The organism is Okeania hirsuta (genome assembly GCF_003838195.1).
GTDB lineage: Bacteria > Cyanobacteriota > Cyanobacteriia > Cyanobacteriales > Microcoleaceae > Okeania > Okeania hirsuta.
Map to the genome: position 1 here is coordinate 16,814 of NZ_RCBY01000017.1, position 18,756 is coordinate 35,569.

The window sequence follows — 18,756 nt, forward strand, 5'->3', positions numbered from 1 at the left end:
TGGTTCCCAGTTAAGTTGAGTACCATCAGCATCAAAAAGTTGTACTTGAGTGTCAGCAATGAAAGTATCAGATTCATCTCGCCTTTCTGGTAAGTTAAACCTGACTGTATCTCCAGGTTATAGTTCAAATTTGAACAAATCTACATCTAACTTTTGGAGAATGTTTGTATGATCATCTAATACCAAATTGATAAATGTTTGCTACAAATAGCTCGGGTATTTCTTAGAAGTCAACCCACCCCTAAACCAACCCACCCCTGCCCTTCCCAGGAAGGAAACTCAGTCGGACCGAGTCACACGGGAATGGTTTCAATACCAGTTTTTAGGTCATAAATTCTCTTTTCTGTCAAAGGGACATCTCCTGCACCTGCCTTTTAATCACACTTATTATTCGTAACATTCTTTTTTCATGCATGGTATAACTTCCAACTCCCAGTCACCACCCAAAGCAACATTACCAGTTGGCCTTGCCGAAGCAGCAATATTTGCACCTGTGAGCTGATGCAACTTTTCTAAAAATTCTGCACCAGCATCTCCTGCAGCTACATTACAACCATAAAGCAATATATTAGTAACTGACCAATTTTCTAACTCTTGAGCATAATCATTGTTTATAGTATTAATACTTAATTGACTATTGCCCAAATATAAACATCCCGGCACACCATGAGAAACTATATGAACAGTTTTTACTCCCTGGTTGCGAATTAAAGTTTATGTGATTTGTTTGATACTGTCGCGATATGTATCCAGGATCACAATTTTAATCTTGGGATTTGTTCCACGAACAAGAATCTGATAGTCTTCTACAGTGGGATCTATAAATACAATAGATTTAGTGGCGATCGCGACAGTGGACTGAAAGTCTATCGCTCCTAATAATTTTGAAACCATATAATTTCCTACCTTTAAATATTTGTCTAACTGAAAATTTAATATTTATATATTAATCCTAACTTTTTTTAGCTTTTTATTGTTATAGTTACAAGTTGTTTGGGGTACTTTTTATTTTTTCAGTCAAATTGCTTTCGTGAATTTACTGAGGCTTATTTTAAAGAAATTGTAAAGTTTCAGTAATTACTTGAAAATTGTCTTTCTATATCAATAAATATACTGCAATCGGCAAAAATATATCTATACAAAAATATTTAGTCACACCAAGTTTCTCAACAAGTAAAATTATGTAGTTAATTTTCTCTATAAAATATATAACCCATAGTATCCCAAATTCAATTTTAGTTCTTGACTTACAGCGGTTTTCATTTCGGCACAGTATGGGCGAATGGCCATATAGCCTGACGGCATGGGCTTCGCAAGGGCGCCCCTACAGGGTTTTGGTTATGACGATGTGGTTCATCAATCAGCAAAAGCGCTGTAATGCACAATCTGTTATAGCTATAATTAGACTCGGAATAATTAGGAGACAATGATGGAGAAGCGAACATTAGGTAACTCTGAAATTGAAATTACCCCAATCATTATGGGTACATGGCAAGCTGGAAAACGAGGATGGGCAGATATTGAAGATTCTGAAACTATCAAAGGAATAAGAGGGGCTGTTGATGCAGGTATCACCACAATTGATACTGCTGAAATTTATGGAGATGGTTACTCAGAAAGAATAGTTGCTCAAGCATTGGCAGATGTACGAGAACAAGTAATTTTAGCGACCAAAGTTTTTCCAAATCATCTCAAATATAACCAAGTAATAGAAGCTTGCGATCGCTCCCTCAAAAACCTGAAAACTGATTATATTGACCTCTATCAAATTCACTGGCCGTCTGGTGCATTTAATAGTGAAATTGTACCAATTGAAGAAACAATGAATGCTCTTAATAAACTTAAAAAAGAGGGTAAAATTCGAGCAATTGGTGTGTCTAATTTTTCTCGCGAACAAACAGCAGAAGCAGCTCAATATGGTCAGATTGATAGTACCCAACCACCCTATTCTTTATTCTGGCGAAAAATAGAAAAAGAAGAAATGCCTTACTGTGTTGAAAATAATATTTCTATTATTGCTTATTCTTCATTAGCACAGGGATTATTAACAGGTAAATTCGGACCAGACCACAGATTTGCTGAAGGGGATATTCGTGCTAAAAATAGACTATTTTATATCAAAGAAAACTACGAACGAGTGCAAACAGCCTTAGAAAAACTGCGTCCTATTGCAGAAAGTAAGCAGTGCAGTCTCGCTCAACTAGCGATCGCCTGGTTAATTGCTCAACCCCAGACAAAGGCTATAGTTGGAGCAAGGAATGCCGAACAAGCTACTGCTAATGCTAAAGCTGGAGATGTTAAATTATCTGAGGATGAGCTAGCAGAAATTGATGCGATCGGACGAATAGTCACAGATCCTTTAGACGATCGCCCTGTCATGTGGGATTTTTGAAGCAGGTTGTAGGCGATAGGAGATGGGGAGGGTGGGGAGTGTGGGAACCCACCCCTACTGCTCCCAGGAAGGGAATATCGAGAAAGATTTGGCAATGGCGTATCGGTTGGAATATTTGTTTATAGTGAACCCGAGCTGATTTGATATCGCCCCTACACCAAACAGAAAATTGCCTCTAAGAGCTGAAAAAAATTATATTAGGTTACGCAGTACAACCCAATACAGTTCAGTTAAGGATTTTTTGTACAGTTCTGTAATCTGAAGAACTACTCTGATGGTTCTATACTTGATGAATTATGCTTCAGAACAGCACGTTCTCCGTTGTAGTGGTGGGGGAACCTGCAAAGGTGGTTGGTACGGACTTGTGTTTAATTTTATGGTTGAACAAGGTAATTTACCAGAAAGAATTTTTCGCTATCAAGCAACAGATGCTGTCTGTCGTTTCCAGCGTAATACTCCCTTGAAAGCGGCAACTTGGGAATATGTGCGTAACGACGGCGGTATTCCTTCTGTGTCTCAGATGAAACAAGCTTTATGTAAACATGATCCGGTTGTTTCTGCTGTATATATGACTGATGTTTTTCATGCCTACAAGGGTGGAGTATATAACGAGAACGCCTATGGAACTCCTAATCATGCTGTGACTATTATTGGTTGGGATGATGAAAAACGTGCTTGGTTAGTGAAAAATTCTTGGGGTACTGACTGGGGTGAAGATGGTTATATGTGGATCGCTTATCATACTAATCGTATTGGTTATGGTGCAGCTTGGGTTGATGCGAGAAAATACCCTTTGCCAAGAAGGGCATTGCTGAATTAAGGTATGAAAGTAGGTTTATAGGGAACAGGGAACAGGGAACAGGGAACAGGGAAAAGTTAATATTAACAAGTAGTTCAAACCATCCAAAATAAAAAATCCCAAATACAAAATTATCAAATCATACCCAGAATCAGCAACGCCCCAAGAAGAAATGCCAGAAATTAGTGATAGCAAAGAATATTGTGAAATTCAATGAAATACAAACCATCATGCTACAGTTATTTGACAAAAGCTGAAAGTTGAGCCTGAGAGTAATATAGCAATTTTATCTGAAATACAAGTAATTATGGGTGTTGCTGAAGCGCGTGTATGATATTAACCTTAATTATTTAGGAGTCAGGAGTCAGGAGTCAGGAGGGAAGAAAGAAGAAGAAAGAGTAGTAGAAGGAGAAAGTTTTTTGTTGACGCTCTTATCCGTTAGCGTAGCTCCCCCAGAGGGGGAACAGGACATCATATTTATTTCTTTTTTACTTAAGTCAAAGACTCTAAGTAATCCTGCACCTGACTACGACGCTTGGGTTGGCGCAGTTTCTGTAGAGCTTTTGCTTCAATTTGACGGACTCGTTCCCGAGATAGTTTCAAAGAACGACCAATTTCTGATAAAGAGTAAGGATTACCATCTCCTAAACCATAACGCATTGAAATTACCGACTTTTCTCTTTGAGTTAAATCTTCTAGTAGTCCTTTTAATGCTTGTACTAAAGATTCTCGCATCAACATTTCTTCTGGAGAAGCATCTTCAGTTTCTAGGAGTTCTCCTAACTCAGTATCCTTATCACTACCGACTTTAGTTTCCAGAGAAATTGAACGTGGAACTTTCAGTAACACTTCTCTTACTTGAGTTGGTGTCATTTTTAGTTCTTGGGCAATGTCCTCAAGTTTTGCTATACGTCCTTTTTCTTGAGAAATTTTTCGTTGTGCTTTTTTAATTTTGTTTAACTTTTCGGTAATATGGACAGGTAAGCGAATTGTACGACTTTGAGTAGCGATCGCTCTTGTAATTCCTTGACGAATCCACCAGTAAGCATAAGTGCTGAATCGATACCCTCGTCTTGGGTCAAATTTTTCAACTGCCCTTTCTAAACCCAAAGTTCCTTCTTGGATTAAATCTAAAAGCTCTAGACCACGATTCTGGTACTTTTTTGCTACTGACACTACTAAACGCAAGTTAGCATTAATCATGTGGTCTTTGGCTTTAATACCATTACTTTGAGCTTGCTCCAGTTCTTTGACAGTTAAACCTGCTAATTCTGCCCAACGAAGTTTTCCGGCAGTCAGAGCAGGTTTTAGTTCTACTACAGGTATATCTGCTGCTTTTGCCCACCGTTCTAAAGATGGCCTATGTCCTAACTGAGCTGTCAGACGATTACGAATCTCAATCAACTGAACATAACACTGAATTACGCCTTCTTCTTCTTTAGCTGATTCATTGAGTAACTCCCATAACTCTACATAGCGCTTGACTTTTTGAGCTTCAGAGACTTCTTGATCTCTTTCTAGTAAGTCAACTCGACCAATTTCTTGGAGATACAAACGTACTAAATCAGTTGTGCTACGATTAGTGCTTTTTTGAGCATTCTCTGTTTCTCCATCTTCCATTTCTAATTCATTGGTTTCTGGTTTATCAATGATTTGCTCTATATCTTCAGAAATATTAGTCTGTAAATTATTGTCTTGCAGTTTTTCTTCAGATTCTTCAGTGTAACGATAAGTAGCTGACATAGCGATCATCTCAGTTGCTCCAAGTGACAAAAGGCTGTACTTAGTGGACAGTCTATGGATAAAATGCCTTATTCTGAGGAATATTGGCATTTGCTCTAGATTTTGTTTCCTGATGAGTATTGACAATTATAGACTGAATGAACTTAGGCAATCGCTTATATTAAATATTACGTTAAATATATTAGCGATGACCTTAAGAGTACATTTGCCTGTGTGTTTTTGCTCCAGGTAACTTTTCTAGGCTTGATTTTTAGTATACGGAGACTTCTGCTATAGAAAGGTGACTATAGTCAGAAGTTATATTAATGTTCATCACTATTACTGGTTGTTTCCGATCACTTCGGGAAGTTTCTGACTTTGGAAGTTAAATTCTTATAGATCGTTATTTTTATTTTTTGCTGGTTACACTTTACTCTTGACTCAGCTTAATTTTTATAAAGCTTGTAACTTAATTTATGTGTAGTGTACTCAATATAGTTACTAATCAATTTCTAGCTATTAAGTTAGTTCAGACACAATAATAGGTGATCGGTATCACATTTTAGCAGTGATCATTTTTGCTATCAGGGGTGATGGGTGATGTACTTTAGAAGTGATTATAGCTTTCCTGAGTAGCAAAAATGAGGCAAAATCTAAAGTCTACTCCTTACTTTTAGCCTTTGGATGATTTTTCATTAATTCTTTTACCTGTTCAGCATGATATGAGCTACGAGTCAAGGGGGAAGCAACAACTTGTAAAAAACCCAATGAATAGCCTATTTCTCTCCATCGATCAAACTGTTCTGGCTTGACAAAACTAGATACTGGTAGGTGCTTAGGACTTGGTTGCAAGTATTGTCCAATAGTTAAAATGTCACAGTCAACGCTCCGTAAGTCCTCCATTACTGTTTGGACTTCTACTTCAGTTTCTCCCAGACCTACCATAATACCAGATTTTGTGTATACTTCTGGGGCAAATTCTCGCGATCGCCTGAAGAGTTCTAATGTACGATGATAGTCACCTTGAGGGCGAACTCTACGATACAGTCGCTTAACAGTTTCGGTATTATGATTAAGTACTTCTGGCTTTGTTTGAAGAATTATTTCCAGAGCTTGCCAATTACCACATAAGTCTGGTATTAGGACTTCTATGCTTGTTTGAGGTGAAATTTCTCTAACTTGGGAAATACATTTGGCAAATTGAGTAGCGCCCCCATCTTTCAAGTCATCTCTATTAACAGAGGTAATAACTACATGATTGAGCTTTAACCTTTTAACTGCTTCTGCCAGTCGCTCTGGTTCAGTCGTATCTAAAGGCTGAGGCTTTTTCTCAAAATCTATATCGCAGTAGGGACAAGCACGGGTACAAGCAGGTCCCATAATTAGGAAAGTTGCTGTACCAGCATTAAAACACTCACCTATATTTGGACAGGAAGCCTCTTCGCAGACCGTATTGAGATTCAAGTCTCGCAAAATTTCCTTGACATTACCAACTCTTTGCCATTGAGGGGCTTTTACTCGTAACCAGTTCGGCTTAACTACCACTTCTTCCTCTGCTGTGATTTTTACCTTAAGTTTAGTTTAACAAATGTCGCATAATAGCCACAAGAGGTTTAAGTAAGTTTTTCGGTAAATTCCTGAGTTTAGGAAGTAGCGAAAGATTGACAATCAAGTTTATATAAATAGGTATAAATCATTGTATAATAATATGTAACCCCAACCTTCTAAGACCACACTACAATAACAAAAGTAAGCCTGTTTTTATTCCTAATCCTGTTCAAGTTCCTACTGTGTCAAATAAATCTACAAATATTAAAACAAAAATAATGGTGATTAGCTCCCAGATGTTAGTTTTTATGGCTCTTCTAGACTAAATATGAAAAATTACTAGCAAAAATGCCAACGACTGTAAAGTTCTTTTTCTAAAGTTGTCAAAGTTAGTTAACCCATAACCTCTCCTTTTAATTAACTTGATTTTTTGATTAATTCCTTCTACTGTTCCTTGGGTTGTCCGGTGATCAAAATATCCTAAAATCTCATCAATCCATCTTCTGATTGTTTGACAACTTTTCGGAAAATCTTTATAACATGATTGAGTCTATTCCACCATCTTCCACAAAGCTTCATTGCCTGTTATTTGACTTTCAAATATGTCTCTTTTCTTCTGTTTTTTGTGATACATAGACATTCATTTATGAGCGACTTTTTCCACTTCCTTTAACTTCTCTTTCTCTGTTTAATTCAGCTTCTATTTTTTATTTAATAAGGGATACTTAATCAAGGTTATTCCTGGTATTTTTAGCTCTCTTTGTTTTTGATTTTTAAACTTTTGTGCCTCGATTTTTTCTATTTTTATTCTGGTATCTAACTCTTCATTTATTTGTTTCATTACATGAAACCTATCCACTACTATTTGTGCATTGGGTATTCATTCTTCCACTACACTTTTATATGGCTTCCATAAATCTATGCTCACTTCTTCTATTTGGTTTAATCTCTCTGAACCCAAGCTCCGCAAGTATTCTCCTATGACTTCCTTATTTCTTTTCTCCAATAATCCTATGGGTTTTTTCAATTCTAAGTCTACTCAAACTGCTGGATAATTCTTCCCTCCTTTTAAATCAGTTATTTCATCAATACCCAACCTGTTTAACTTTGAAGGTTTTTCCTTTAATAAATCCTCTCCTAATTCTTTAAGTATGGTTTCTATTTCTGCTGGAGTCATTCTATTTCTTTTTCCAGTATTAATGACATCCGTTTCCCATGGTTCTGTCACGACTTTTTGAGCTAATCTTTTCCTATAAGTTCTTCTTTTTTTGACAAAGTTTAATTCCTAACTAAAAACTTTTTTACAGTTTTTACATCTAAATTGACGGCGATTAACAAGTAGAAAAACATCAAAGCTACTCAAGGAAATATCTCTGACTCTATATCGATGAGATTGATGGATTTTATCTGTAGTCTTTTGACAATGAGGACAAGTTGTAGTTTGGACTTTATTTTCTCATTCAATCAGTAATTCATTTTCAGTAATAAAATGATAATTAGTTGCTTTAAAGCCTTCAAATTTAATGATTTGAGTGATCAAAAAGAGAAGGGAGTTAGATGGCATATTATTAAAATTTCATTTTTGTTGCTCAAATTCAATACATTTAATAGCATTAACATCTGTCATTAGTCAATATTTAGCAAGGGTTTGAGTATACTTGACTTTAAAATTACTAAGGAAAATGTAATTTTTTTATTCTTAAATTGTCATAACTACTCTAGAAGAGCCATTTTTATTATGCTTTCTAAACCAATAAATGCTTGACCAAATAAGTGTGTTGGCAACTGAGGAAAGCTAGCAATTCCTTGAGGTAAAGGTGAAATTCCTAATATCCAACTTAGTAATGCAGTTGCTAAAATTCCCCATAATAATGATCCAGTAATCCTGCGAGCTATGAATCCAGAAGTAATAATAATTCCAGCGATGGCTACTAATGTTTCTGGTTGATTTAGATTCCCTAAAGTTGTAGTTGTAGTTTCATCATAGACAATAATTTTGGTGTTTATTAGAGCTATATAAGCAATAAATAAGCCAATACCAACTGTTGTAGCTTGTTTAATACATTCAGGAATAGCATTAACTATTTGATTGCGAATTTTACTAATAGTTAAACAAATAAAAATTAAGCCTTCTATCAACACAGCAGCCAAGGCAATTTGCCAAGAAATTCCTAACTTCAACACTACTGAAAAAGCAAAATAAGCGTTTAACCCCATGCCTGGTGCTAAGGCAAATGGATAATTACCGTATATTCCCATAATTAGAGTAGCTAATGCTGCTGATATTGCTGTAGCAATTACTAATTCTCCAAATAAATCGCCGGAGCTCTGCAAAAAAATTGCTTTAGATAATATGTCAGGATTTACTACTAAAATATATGCCATTGTCACAAAGGTAGTTATTCCTGCTACACTCTCTGTGCGAAAGTTAGTTTTGAGCTGGTTAAATTGAAAAAATTTAGCAATAATTACTAATTTATTTAACTGGCCATTTTCTGGAGTCATGTTGCTACCTAACAATTGAGAATTTGGCTAGAGAAAGTATCTTTATTTGTATCTTTTGTCAAGTAAAAAAAGTTTTTTTCTACAATTCTAAATACCGTTTCTATTAACTGAGAATACTTTAATAGATAACTGTTTCAGTCTTTTGCAAAAAGTATTATACATACACTATATTTAGCAATATTTAGCAATTTTTGATTGATTTTTGCAAAAATACATAAATATTCGCTTCATTATCATTACTTTTTCAAATTTTATCCTTCATCATAAAAAAAATTGATTTTGTTAAAACCATGCTGTATAATTATTTATATATTTCTAATTTATTTAGAATTGTTGCAGCAATTTTTTGTCGATAGATTCTAGGCATTAGTAAGCCTTCGTTAACGAAGTCAGAAGTCAGATATGGGAGCTATCAGATTGGTAAAGTCCAGAAGTTATTTTTGTAAGGGGGATTGTGATCAACCTTCTAAAAAAAATTCGCCTTAAAAGGCAGGGTTTTAGACCAAATTATTTTGATAAATCAGTAATTTTTTTTGATTTTTTTCACATTCCTTGCCATAAAAATTGTTTTTTAAAATTCATATATCAAAAAAATATTGAATTATAGGTTGTTTTAAGAAGGCTTATGCAAAATAAGATTTTTCTGTAATTTCTATCTAACACATCAGCGTTGCAGAGCAAAGGAATTTTAAACTTATAGTTATAGGGTGCATCACAGATTCTTAAGTCCTATTTGATTTTCATAGCTAAACATTTAAAATGACTAAAGAACTAAAACCTTTTTAGTGTTTCTACAAAATAGGACTAATATGTAAGTTTTTTTTCTGGCTTATACAAAATTTAAAGGTAAATTTAACATGACAAGTCAACTGGAATTACTACCCCAAAATTCAGCAAAAAAATCTACAACTTTCTCTTTAATAGCATTATTAATAGGATTATTAGCTGTATCCTTAGCCGCAATTTTTATTCGATTAAGCGAACGAGAATTAGGACCTGCTAGCACAGTATTAGATCGTTTTATTATCTCTGGTTTTGTATTGTATTTTTGGAGTAATTTCCAAGCTCAAAAAAATAAATCATCAACTAATAAAAATGAACAATATTCAACTTATACATTTAGTGATTGGACTTGGTTATTAGCTGGTGGTTTTACTTTTGCTCCTAGTTTACTTCTTTGGGCATGGTCTTTAACTCAAACTAATGTAGCGAACTCAACTATACTTCATAATATGATTCCCATCTTTACTGCTCTGGGAGGATGGATATTTTTAAGTCTTCGTTTTGACCGTAGATTTTTAATAGGAATGGCAATAACTATAGTCGGAGCAATTACCATTGGAGCAGATGATATACAAGTAGATTTAGAACATTTTACTGGCGACTTAGCAGCATTTGCATCTGCAATTTTATTTGGTGCTTACTACTTATTAATTGAAAAACTTCGCTCCAAATTTTCTGCAACAACTATCTTATTATGGACTTGTATAAGTGGTAGTTTATTTACTCTTCCTATTGCTTTATTCACGGAAGATCATATTTTACCTTTTTCTTGGGAAGGATGGTTATCAATTATTGGTTTAGCAGTAATTGCCCAAGTTTTAGGTCATGGGTTTGTTACTTATAGTCTCAAAACTTTTTCCTCTGGTTTTGTTGCTTTATGCTTTTTATTGGAACCTGTAATTACTGCTTTAATTGCTTGGGGATTATTCTCGGAACAACTTACTATAATTAGTTGGATAGGATTTTCTATAGTTTTATTAGGATTATATTTAGCTCAATCAAGTCCTTCAATTCAGAAAGCTAGTAATTGAAATAGCGGTCAGCGTTCAGCTATTAGCTATCAGCTTCTCAAGGTTTATAGTAAAGGATTAAAACTCCTATTAACACGCACCACTATATTTGAAAAATTAGTGGGGTGAGAGACCTAAACTCCTGGATTTTTAGCTGATAGCTAAATGCTGTTTGCGGAGTATTCCATAAGGAAAAGCTAATAGATAGTTAACAGATATCTGGTGAAAAATAACGTAGGGATGTTCAATGGAACGTCCCTACAAAGGTTGAAGAAAAAGTTGATTTATTTGGTGTTTGTGGAGATTTATAGTACATACATACTAATCCGTGCAAGATTTGTGAGAAAAACTGTAGGGGTTTGGTCTCCAAACCCAAGCTAAAATGGGATTTGGTAACCAAACCCCTAGAACAAAATGTTACAACCTATTTAAGATTGCTACAGCATATTCCAAGTATATGAAGTACAAATATTAATTATAAAACCTTTGTAGCACAGACATCTTGCCTATGATAGCTCTACCAAACCCTATCTGGAAATCCCCTGTAAATCAATAAATTTGTGATTTTAAATAATTAAATTAATCCCACTGTTAAATAAATCTTCAATAGTTTGTTTATCTCTAATAATGACTCCTAGTTCATCTCTATATGTTAAATTGGGGTCTGCTCTAAATGATAAAAAGTTAAAGCTGGTTACTATGGCAAATTTATCATCACAAATAATTTGTTTACGATGACTATTTTCAGTTTTGTCAAATAGGAGATTTTTGTGATTTGCCTTTAAATTCTCTAATTGTTTAATAGACTTATCATCATTTTGAGAATTTGAACCTTTAATTCCATAGATTATATAAACTTTTACTTTTCGTCTGAGGGTAGCTTCTAAATTTGATAAAAATTCTTTGTCTACTACATTTACTTTAATCGAAGGTGAAACTATCATTAATCTATTTTTTGCTTCTGTTAAAGCTTTAACTAAATATTCACGAATTTGATAAGTATGAACTACCTCTGAAATTCTAGTTTTATTTTGAACTTACTTGAGTTCTTTCTGAAGCTTTTTTTTCTTGTTTGACTGAATTATTTTTAGTTTCTACAAAATTATCAGGGTAATCAATAGAGTCAATTTTTGTAGTTAACTTTTCTACAGTTTGAATATCATCATCTTGAATATTAGGAATAACTTTGTTGACCGAATCTTGAGGTGGTTTCTCTTCTTCCATTTATTGAAAAATTGGCTCAAGTATTTTTTTCCCTTCAGCATACAATTGTTCTATAGTCTTCCGATATTCTGGTTGAATAAAACCTCTAGAAAAAATCTCATATTAAATTTCGCGATCGCTAGGATTACTTTTATACAAAACTAGCAAAACTTCATGGTATTGAGGATATATTTTTTCTATGTTATTAACTTGTACTAATTCTATGGGATTAGGATTATTGGGATCGGAATTTTGTAAAAGTTTTTCAATATCTGGGTAGTAATCAACTAAATCCTCTATATGACCTTTCCTTGGTTTTTTGATAATTTTATTTATCGCACTATTTTTATGAATTTTACTGTCAAAAATTTTCAGAGAAAAGGAGTTGGTTAATTTTCCATTTAGAGTGTCTAGATAAAAAGTCTGAGTTTCAGAAATAGGAGCTAAAATTGTTTGTTGTGCTAAAACATTCAAACCTGCTGCTGTTAACTTTAAGTTTTCTTCTTTTTTGACTAAATCTCGGGAAATTAATTCTGATAATACCTTTTCTATTTGAGAACTTTTCATACCAAGAAAACTCGAAAAACAAATAGGTAGATAAAATCAAACATAAATTTACTGTAGGGGTTTGCTAACTAAATCCCTTAACATTTATTTTTCCTACATTAGTTAATATAGACTGCAAAAAAAGTTAATTCTGACCCTAATCTTCAATTAATATAGTGTTTCTCAAACTTGTGAGGTATACCAAAAACATCCCATGTTCAGTGCGATCGCTTAAATTTAATAGCTGCTACTCCCTCGTAGGTCTGAGAAACGCTATATACTCAATTCTCTTCTTGTTAAATCAACGATACCAGTAATAGTTGCTTGCTTATCTGCCTAAGCTTTTTTCTTCTAGGGTTTTAGTGTGGAGTAAATGGATAAAGGAAAAATTTGTTCCTGTTTATTGGGACAACCAGGATTGGATACATCAGGTTCGACTCCACTACAAGCTTCAACAACCTGGACAATCTCAGGACCTTGATTTACTGAACTATAGGTTTGCTCAGGAGCTTCTGAAACTCTTTGCGCTGTATAATACACTTGAGGATCATTTGTTTCATCAGTAACGAGAATCGGACCAAGAACCCCGAGCGGTGTCCCACCAACAATATTTTGTAACGTAATAGTTAGCAATTTATCTTCTGTGAGAGCTTGTCCTTCTGCAAAGAAAAGAATACATTCAAAAGGTATATTTCCTACATTACGCAAGTAATGTTGACTCGCTGGGGATAGAGGTTTAATTGAGTAAAGTTACCCATAAACTATCCTAACCAATTTTTCATTCCACTCCTTATTTATAGCAATGAGCGCTGGTATATTTACAAATTGCAGGAGGGGCAAAATAGCTAAAAGTCTTATATTATCAGCAATTTATTCCCCCAGATGAGCTGTTGCCTGTTGCCTGTTGCCTGCGCACAGCGCTATAACTTCTGTAAATTTATGAAATTATGATAATTTTCTTGATTATCACCCAGAATACTTTCTAATAATTTTGACTCTCCATCTATCCAAATTGAAATTATTGACTTTTCTTTAACACCTAATAACAAAACAAATTTCTAGGTGGTGCTGCATTTTAATTATAGGGAATTTTTATTATTTTAGTTATGTTTCCTGATAGAAACATCTTGCTCCCTTGCTAGAAATTATTCATCTCTATTTACCATTATTTCTAAATATCTTTGAAGCGATCGCCACCCTATCATCCTAATCTAAATAACCTTTAAATTACCGTTAAATTAAGGTTTAAAGCATCTCCTTGGCTGGACTACGGCCTGTCGTCCTACAGGTATAAAAAAATAAAAAAATTTCCTTTTAAACAATCCTTATATTAAAGAAGAGGTAATTATTAATTATTAATTATTAATTGTTAACAATTTAACCTTGATTAAATTCTTCAATAATCCAATGAAAAGTTTCTATTACTTGCCGTAATGCTGCATCATCTTGTAATGTGGATAAACGTAGACTAGGCGCTCTAAATTCTTCTAAATTTTCTGGTAGAGCTAGACCGATCGAACTAAGTTTAGCTCTTAATTCCAACCATTTAGTGTTGTGATTAAATGGAGGTTGACCACTATATTTATTCGAGTAAATTTCTAGATGACCTGAAATATCAATACTAAATAACTCTAGACTCTTTTTTCCAGGTTGATTAACTATTGTAGTAAAACCACCATAAACATCTCCTGTCCCCCATTGAATTGAGGTTATGGGTTCTTGTTTTTTTGCCCATTCATGAATTTTTCTGAGTATTGCTGCCTCATCAGCACCCCATCTAGTTTGAAATTCTTGAAAGAAAGATACTTCGTCCCACCTTCTTCTTTCACGGGTTGTGCTTGATTTTTTCAGTTGTGCTTCAGTCGTTTGACCAATTACTCTTGGAACTAAAGTTCTTAAACCTTCTTGACTAACATACTGTTTAATTTCTAATGCTAAAACTTCTACTGGATCTATCTGCTCGTTCAGAAATTCTACTACTCTTCGTAATTCTGCCGGAATATTATCTGCCACAAATACTAAACGAATTTTATTTGCTTGTAAATTCGTTTTCACTTTTTGCCAAAACTTTTCTTCGTCAGCATCTAGACCCAGAAATTTTTCAAATACTTGTTCTGGATCGCGACCATGTTCCCGACAGTTGACTTCAAACTGAGCAATAATTGATTCCAGAGGCCAATAAACTCCTACATTAGCAGCATAATCAATCATTTGACCTACTACTTGTTGGCGAATTTCTTCTTCGTAAGCACCTTTAACTATTACTAACGTCGGAATTGCTTCTTGGTCAAGAAATAAATGAGATAATGCCCATTGTTGTGTGATATCTTCCTCTGTTGATATTGCTATTTCCCGTGATATTAATAACCATCTTCTGGGAGTAGCTCTGTCTATATCATCTCCTGCAATTAGGTTAGGATAAGTTTCTATAAATTCTTGTAGTTGATCTTCAGACTCATAAGCTTGTTCTGTCATTTCCACAAGTTGATCGTTGTCACGAATTAGGTAAATACCTCCGCCCATGAATATACCTCTATTTTTAAGTCAAAATTCCCAGTCAAAAGCAATATAACTTTTAATTTTTATCTATAGCGCTTTGCGCAGGCAACAGGCAACAGGCAACAGCTCATTTGGGGGAATAAAAAACCTATTTTATCAGACTTTTAGCTATTGGGTAGTTCCTGCAATTTGTAAATATACCAGCGCGTACTGCTATAAAAGTTATTCTAAGTATTGAAAATAGTACAGCTAATTTTTTTTATAGCAGTCGAAGGAAAGGTAAGAACATATCAAAAGCTGAAAACTCAGACAAAGTCAGATTTTTCCTTATGCCTTATGCCTTCTGCTATACTACTTAATTAATTTTTGTTAATAACTGTCTTGAAAATGTAAACTTTGATATTTAAAACTAATTTTGAAATTTTCAAAAAATTAATTTTAAACAATTGCTAATCTCTACATTTCTATAAATTCATTATTGATTCATTTATCACTCCTGTAAATACTTTTTCTGCTGGTCCAGTCATATAAACTTTTTGGTCTGTGGTTGACCATTCAATCTCCAAACAACCTCCAGGTAGTTCAACTGTAACTTTGTTCTCGCTTCTTTGAGTTAAAACCCCTGCCACTACTGATGCACAAGCACCCGTACCACAAGCTAATGTTGCACCCGCACCTCTTTCCCATACTCGCATTTTCACATAATTTGGGCTAATAACTTGAATAAATTCTGTATTAGTGCGTTCTGGAAATACGGAGTGATGCTCAAATTGAGGACCTACTATTTCTAGAGCTATATCAGCAACATTCTCTACAAAAGTTACACAGTGTGGGTTCCCCATATTTACACAGGTAACAGACCAAGACTTTCCTGCCACTTCTAAAGTTTGATTAACAATTTTCTCATCAGCATTACCTAGAGTTGTGGGTATTTCCGATGCCAATAGTTTTGGCTGTCCCATATCAACTTTTACTTGGCCATCAGGTTGTAATTCGATTCCGAGCAGACCTGCACCAGTATAAATTTTATATTTAGTTTTATTATCATTATCTATTTCAGCAATAAATTTAGCTAAACATCTAATCCCATTACCGCACATTTCTGACTCTGAACCATCAGAGTTAAATATCCGCATGGTATAATCTGCTTGCTCTTGTCTAGGCAGAGCAAAAATCACACCATTTGCACCAATACCAAAATTGCGATCGCACAATTTTATCGCCTGTTCTGGTGTTACTATAGGTTGCGGGAGGTGGCGATTATCTATCAAAATAAAATCGTTGCCCAGGCCATGATACTTGGTGAATGATACTGTCATGATGATGCTCCAGTAATTAAGTTGAAATTTACTTTTAAATGAAAAGATTACGTGGGAAATATATTGAATAATTATTATGTCTGATTTTGATACCAGTTTACCCAGTGTTCGCCAGATTCAAACTTATATCACAGAGAAGAAAGAAGTAGAGCTAAAACTAATTACTAACGACCTCCATGTAGGAAAAGTTTTCTGGCAAGACCCAAATTGTATTTGCCTCTTAGACCAGTATGATTTACCAATTATAATTTGGCGACAAGCTATTGTTTATCTCAAACCAAAAAACTAATCCTAATTTTTTCATCGAAGTTTTTCTACCTTATTATTTTAATTTAATCAGAAATAGACAATTCCAGAAAAGAGGGAGTAGGCAGTAGGGAGTAGGGAGCATAGATAAATCATCAAATCAATTATTTATCTACGATAATTAATTTTATTTTTTATTATTTGAGATGTCTAATAGAAAATTCCAGAATAATGATGTAACTACAAAATTTGTGGCAAAGTCACATAAGACAAATATAGCACTACCCGCAAATCAGAAGTTATAAGTCATCTCTAACGCTAGTTTGAATATTGAGGAATGTTCTAAACTTTGATTCGACTATAACTATTAGACATAGGAGTAGAAATTACACTTATAGATTATTTTTTGTGTATTTTTTCATAAATTTTCTTCCCTGTTGCCTATTCTATTGCCTACTTTTGCAAAAAGTCGATTCTTTTTCACCAGATGTCTATTGCTAAATTTCTGTAGTTTCATTCACTACTGTAGTTAACTTTTGTTTTTTAGGATATCCCTGAGTCTGCGGAATTTTCATTTGCCTTACTTGACTTAGTTAATGGAAACCACCACAGATCAACAACCGATCGCCCACTTGTAACTTCGTATTTCCTTGAGGCCATCGGATAAATTTCCCTTCTCGTCGAATTGCTTGAATTTCTACCCCATACTGACGACGTAAATTTGCTTGAGATATTTTTTTGCCCGTATAAGGACTAGACTCACCTAAGATTAACCATTGACAAGAGGTACTTTCTTTTGGCACAGCAATTTCTCCTTTTGCCAACTTATCAAAACTCTCTAATTCTGAAGGTTCCCCTACTAACAAAAGTCGATCACCAATATCTAATATTGCCTGACCTCCTGGATAGTCAATTTCTTCTCCTTGGGATCTTGTAACATCTTTTTATCACCCCCAATTATTCGTAACATTCTTTTTTTAAATGGGTATAATACCTAAAACCTACGACCTAAAACCTTCTTTAAATAGATTTCTCCTGAGATGATAGGATATTTTTAATTTGAACCTGCAAATATAATAATTTAGTCTTTAATTAATCGCAAAAATTTTAACTAAAAAAACTAATGTTTTGGTCTATCAAAATTAAACAGTTTATCCCTAGCTTAATTTTAGCTATAGTTACAACAATACTGGTAATAGCTAGCCCTGGATTCAGCCAAACTGTACAAATAACTCCTACTAACCCACAACTTGGAGATACTTTATCAGTTGTAATTCCGGAATCAATTAGAGGAGCAACTCCTACAGTTAGTATGGATGGAAAAACCTATCCTTTTTTCTCAATTGGACAAAATAAATTGAGGGCATTATTACCAACTACTCCTTTAGACCGACCAGGTACACGACAGCTTCAAATTAACACTGAAGCAGGTGTGCAGAATGTAAATGTAAATCTGCAAAGTCGCTCCTTTCCCACTCAATCTATTTGGTTGCCTCCTGGCAAAGATTCTCTCAAAGGAACAGACTTAGAATTTGACAGAGTGGGAGCATTTAAAAAACTTGTCACTCCAGAGAAATTTTGGAATGGTCCATTTATTCGACCTAACCAAGGTCCTGTAAGTACAATTTATGGGGTGCGACGGTATTATAATGGAGAGTTTGCTGAGAACTATTATCATCGTGGGGTAGATTATGCAGATTATAATGGCTCTCCCGTAGTAGCTCCTGCTGCTGGTCGTGTCGCTCTAGTGGGATTAGAATCTCAGGGTTTTGAAATTCATGGTAATACTGTTGGTATCGATCATGGTCAAGGGGTAACGAGCATTTTTATTCATTTGAGTCGTATCAATGTTAAAGAAGGTGATTTTGTCAAAGCTGGCCAGTTAATTGGTGCTGTAGGATCTACGGGGGCATCTACAGGTCCTCATCTACATTGGGGACTATATGTATCTGGTCAAGCTGTCGATCCTGTTCCTTGGCGATACGAAGGTATTGAATAAAACTTTTCTAATTAACACATCAAGACTCAGAAATTTTTTTCCACCGACTTACTTATATGTGATTTTTAAGTTTTTCTCTGAAAAGTAAGATGATAGTTGATCTTGACTTTGATTAACTTATAATTTTAATCTGATAAATATGTAGAAACCTTATTTAAAAATTATTTTCAGTAAACTTAGAATAA

At 34.4% G+C, this 18,756-nt stretch carries 17 protein-coding genes and 4 pseudogenes; 5 read left to right on the forward strand and 16 right to left on the reverse strand.

What is annotated here, in order from left to right:
- Positions 1-387: 387 nt before the first annotated feature.
- Positions 388-894 (reverse strand): annotated as a pseudogene (locus D5R40_RS39135) (DUF4347 domain-containing protein).
- A 535-nt stretch (positions 895-1,429) separates the two neighbouring features.
- Here D5R40_RS39135 and D5R40_RS04990 point away from each other — a divergent pair.
- A complete protein-coding gene (locus D5R40_RS04990) occupies positions 1,430-2,392 on the forward strand; it encodes an aldo/keto reductase (RefSeq protein WP_124154316.1) in 963 nt (320 codons plus the stop codon).
- 274 nt (positions 2,393-2,666) lie between these two features.
- Positions 2,667-3,212, forward strand: a complete 546-nt coding sequence (locus D5R40_RS04995; protein WP_124145743.1) for a C1 family peptidase — start codon at positions 2,667-2,669, stop codon at positions 3,210-3,212.
- 471 nt (positions 3,213-3,683) lie between these two features.
- Here D5R40_RS04995 and sigC read toward each other — a convergent pair whose 3' ends face one another.
- From sigC to D5R40_RS05015, 7 genes and pseudogenes are all read right to left on the reverse strand, one after another.
- Entirely contained in the window at positions 3,684-4,934 is a 1,251-nt protein-coding gene (sigC, locus tag D5R40_RS05000; RefSeq protein ID WP_124145754.1) for an RNA polymerase sigma factor SigC, read from the reverse strand.
- Positions 4,935-5,573: 639 nt separating this feature from the next.
- Positions 5,574-6,476 carry a lipoyl synthase gene (lipA, locus tag D5R40_RS05005; RefSeq protein WP_124145742.1) on the reverse strand — a complete coding sequence of 301 codons (903 nt, stop codon included), beginning with the start codon at positions 6,474-6,476 and terminating at the stop codon, positions 5,574-5,576.
- 307 nt (positions 6,477-6,783) lie between these two features.
- Positions 6,784-6,993: pseudogene (locus D5R40_RS42420) on the reverse strand (transposase); the annotation flags it as partial.
- Positions 6,994-7,161: 168 nt separating this feature from the next.
- Positions 7,162-7,488 (reverse strand): annotated as a pseudogene (locus D5R40_RS39140) (ISL3 family transposase).
- Positions 7,489-7,500: 12 nt separating this feature from the next.
- Positions 7,501-7,689 carry a hypothetical protein gene (locus D5R40_RS37420; protein ID WP_205127422.1) on the reverse strand — a complete coding sequence of 63 codons (189 nt, stop codon included), beginning with the start codon at positions 7,687-7,689 and terminating at the stop codon, positions 7,501-7,503.
- Between the two features lie 57 nt (positions 7,690-7,746).
- Positions 7,747-7,890: pseudogene (locus tag D5R40_RS42425) on the reverse strand (transposase family protein); the annotation flags it as partial.
- A 284-nt stretch (positions 7,891-8,174) separates the two neighbouring features.
- Positions 8,175-8,966 (reverse strand): NCS2 family permease, encoded by a 792-nt coding sequence (locus tag D5R40_RS05015; protein WP_124154306.1) that lies wholly within the window; start codon positions 8,964-8,966, stop codon positions 8,175-8,177.
- Between the two features lie 857 nt (positions 8,967-9,823).
- Between D5R40_RS05015 and D5R40_RS05020 the strand changes: the two genes are divergently transcribed.
- Entirely contained in the window at positions 9,824-10,780 is a 957-nt protein-coding gene (locus D5R40_RS05020) for a DMT family transporter (RefSeq protein WP_124145740.1), read from the forward strand.
- A 545-nt stretch (positions 10,781-11,325) separates the two neighbouring features.
- Here D5R40_RS05020 and D5R40_RS37430 read toward each other — a convergent pair.
- From D5R40_RS37430 to dapF, 7 genes are all read right to left on the reverse strand, one after another.
- Positions 11,326-11,778, reverse strand: coding sequence for a phospholipase D-like domain-containing protein (locus D5R40_RS37430; protein WP_339379431.1), 453 nt, complete (start codon positions 11,776-11,778; stop codon positions 11,326-11,328).
- A 7-nt stretch (positions 11,779-11,785) separates the two neighbouring features.
- The gene (locus D5R40_RS37435; RefSeq protein WP_205127420.1) at positions 11,786-11,983 is read right to left on the reverse strand and encodes a hypothetical protein; all 198 of its coding nucleotides are present in this window, start codon (positions 11,981-11,983) and stop codon (positions 11,786-11,788) included.
- A gap of 102 nt (positions 11,984-12,085) precedes the next feature.
- Positions 12,086-12,529, reverse strand: coding sequence for a hypothetical protein (locus tag D5R40_RS37440; protein WP_205127419.1), 444 nt, complete (start codon positions 12,527-12,529; stop codon positions 12,086-12,088).
- A 330-nt stretch (positions 12,530-12,859) separates the two neighbouring features.
- Positions 12,860-13,216, reverse strand: a complete 357-nt coding sequence (locus D5R40_RS05030; RefSeq protein ID WP_124145739.1) for a hypothetical protein — start codon at positions 13,214-13,216, stop codon at positions 12,860-12,862.
- Between the two features lie 212 nt (positions 13,217-13,428).
- Positions 13,429-13,557, reverse strand: a complete 129-nt coding sequence (locus D5R40_RS40800) for a hypothetical protein (RefSeq protein ID WP_275670397.1) — start codon at positions 13,555-13,557, stop codon at positions 13,429-13,431.
- 328 nt (positions 13,558-13,885) lie between these two features.
- Positions 13,886-15,031, reverse strand: coding sequence for a hypothetical protein (locus D5R40_RS05035; protein WP_124145738.1), 1,146 nt, complete (start codon positions 15,029-15,031; stop codon positions 13,886-13,888).
- Between the two features lie 440 nt (positions 15,032-15,471).
- Positions 15,472-16,326, reverse strand: a complete 855-nt coding sequence (gene dapF, locus D5R40_RS05040; protein WP_124145737.1) for a diaminopimelate epimerase — start codon at positions 16,324-16,326, stop codon at positions 15,472-15,474.
- A 76-nt stretch (positions 16,327-16,402) separates the two neighbouring features.
- On the opposite strand from dapF, the gene D5R40_RS05045 reads away from it, so the two are divergent.
- Positions 16,403-16,615, forward strand: coding sequence for an Hfq-related RNA-binding protein (locus D5R40_RS05045; RefSeq protein WP_124145736.1), 213 nt, complete (start codon positions 16,403-16,405; stop codon positions 16,613-16,615).
- A 550-nt stretch (positions 16,616-17,165) separates the two neighbouring features.
- Here D5R40_RS05045 and D5R40_RS05050 read toward each other — a convergent pair.
- The gene (locus D5R40_RS05050) at positions 17,166-17,438 is read right to left on the reverse strand and encodes a cation:proton antiporter regulatory subunit (RefSeq protein ID WP_240039022.1); all 273 of its coding nucleotides are present in this window, start codon (positions 17,436-17,438) and stop codon (positions 17,166-17,168) included.
- Positions 17,439-17,695: 257 nt separating this feature from the next.
- On the opposite strand from D5R40_RS05050, the gene D5R40_RS05055 reads away from it, so the two are divergent.
- Entirely contained in the window at positions 17,696-18,571 is an 876-nt protein-coding gene (locus D5R40_RS05055; protein WP_124145734.1) for a M23 family metallopeptidase, read from the forward strand.
- Positions 18,572-18,756 lie beyond the last annotated feature (185 nt).

Excerpts from the sequence above, each read along its gene's own strand:
- D5R40_RS05020 (WP_124145740.1), top strand. The coding sequence starts at position 9,824 with ATGACAAGTCAACTGGAATTACTACCCCAAAATTCAGCAAAAAAATCT.
- D5R40_RS37440 (WP_205127419.1), bottom strand. The coding sequence starts at position 12,529 with ATGAAAAGTTCTCAAATAGAAAAGGTATTATCAGAATTAATTTCCCGA.
- D5R40_RS05015 (WP_124154306.1), bottom strand. The coding sequence starts at position 8,966 with ATGACTCCAGAAAATGGCCAGTTAAATAAATTAGTAATTATTGCTAAA.
- D5R40_RS05035 (WP_124145738.1), bottom strand. The coding sequence starts at position 15,031 with ATGGGCGGAGGTATTTACCTAATTCGTGACAACGATCAACTTGTGGAA.
- D5R40_RS37435 (WP_205127420.1), bottom strand. The coding sequence starts at position 11,983 with ATGGAAGAAGAGAAACCACCTCAAGATTCGGTCAACAAAGTTATTCCT.
- D5R40_RS05055 (WP_124145734.1), top strand. The coding sequence starts at position 17,696 with ATGTTTTGGTCTATCAAAATTAAACAGTTTATCCCTAGCTTAATTTTA.
- D5R40_RS05045 (WP_124145736.1), top strand. The coding sequence starts at position 16,403 with ATGTCTGATTTTGATACCAGTTTACCCAGTGTTCGCCAGATTCAAACT.
- D5R40_RS04990 (WP_124154316.1), top strand. The coding sequence starts at position 1,430 with ATGGAGAAGCGAACATTAGGTAACTCTGAAATTGAAATTACCCCAATC.
- D5R40_RS04995 (WP_124145743.1), top strand. The coding sequence starts at position 2,667 with ATGGTTCTATACTTGATGAATTATGCTTCAGAACAGCACGTTCTCCGT.
- dapF (WP_124145737.1), bottom strand. The coding sequence starts at position 16,326 with ATGACAGTATCATTCACCAAGTATCATGGCCTGGGCAACGATTTTATT.
- sigC (WP_124145754.1), bottom strand. The coding sequence starts at position 4,934 with ATGTCAGCTACTTATCGTTACACTGAAGAATCTGAAGAAAAACTGCAA.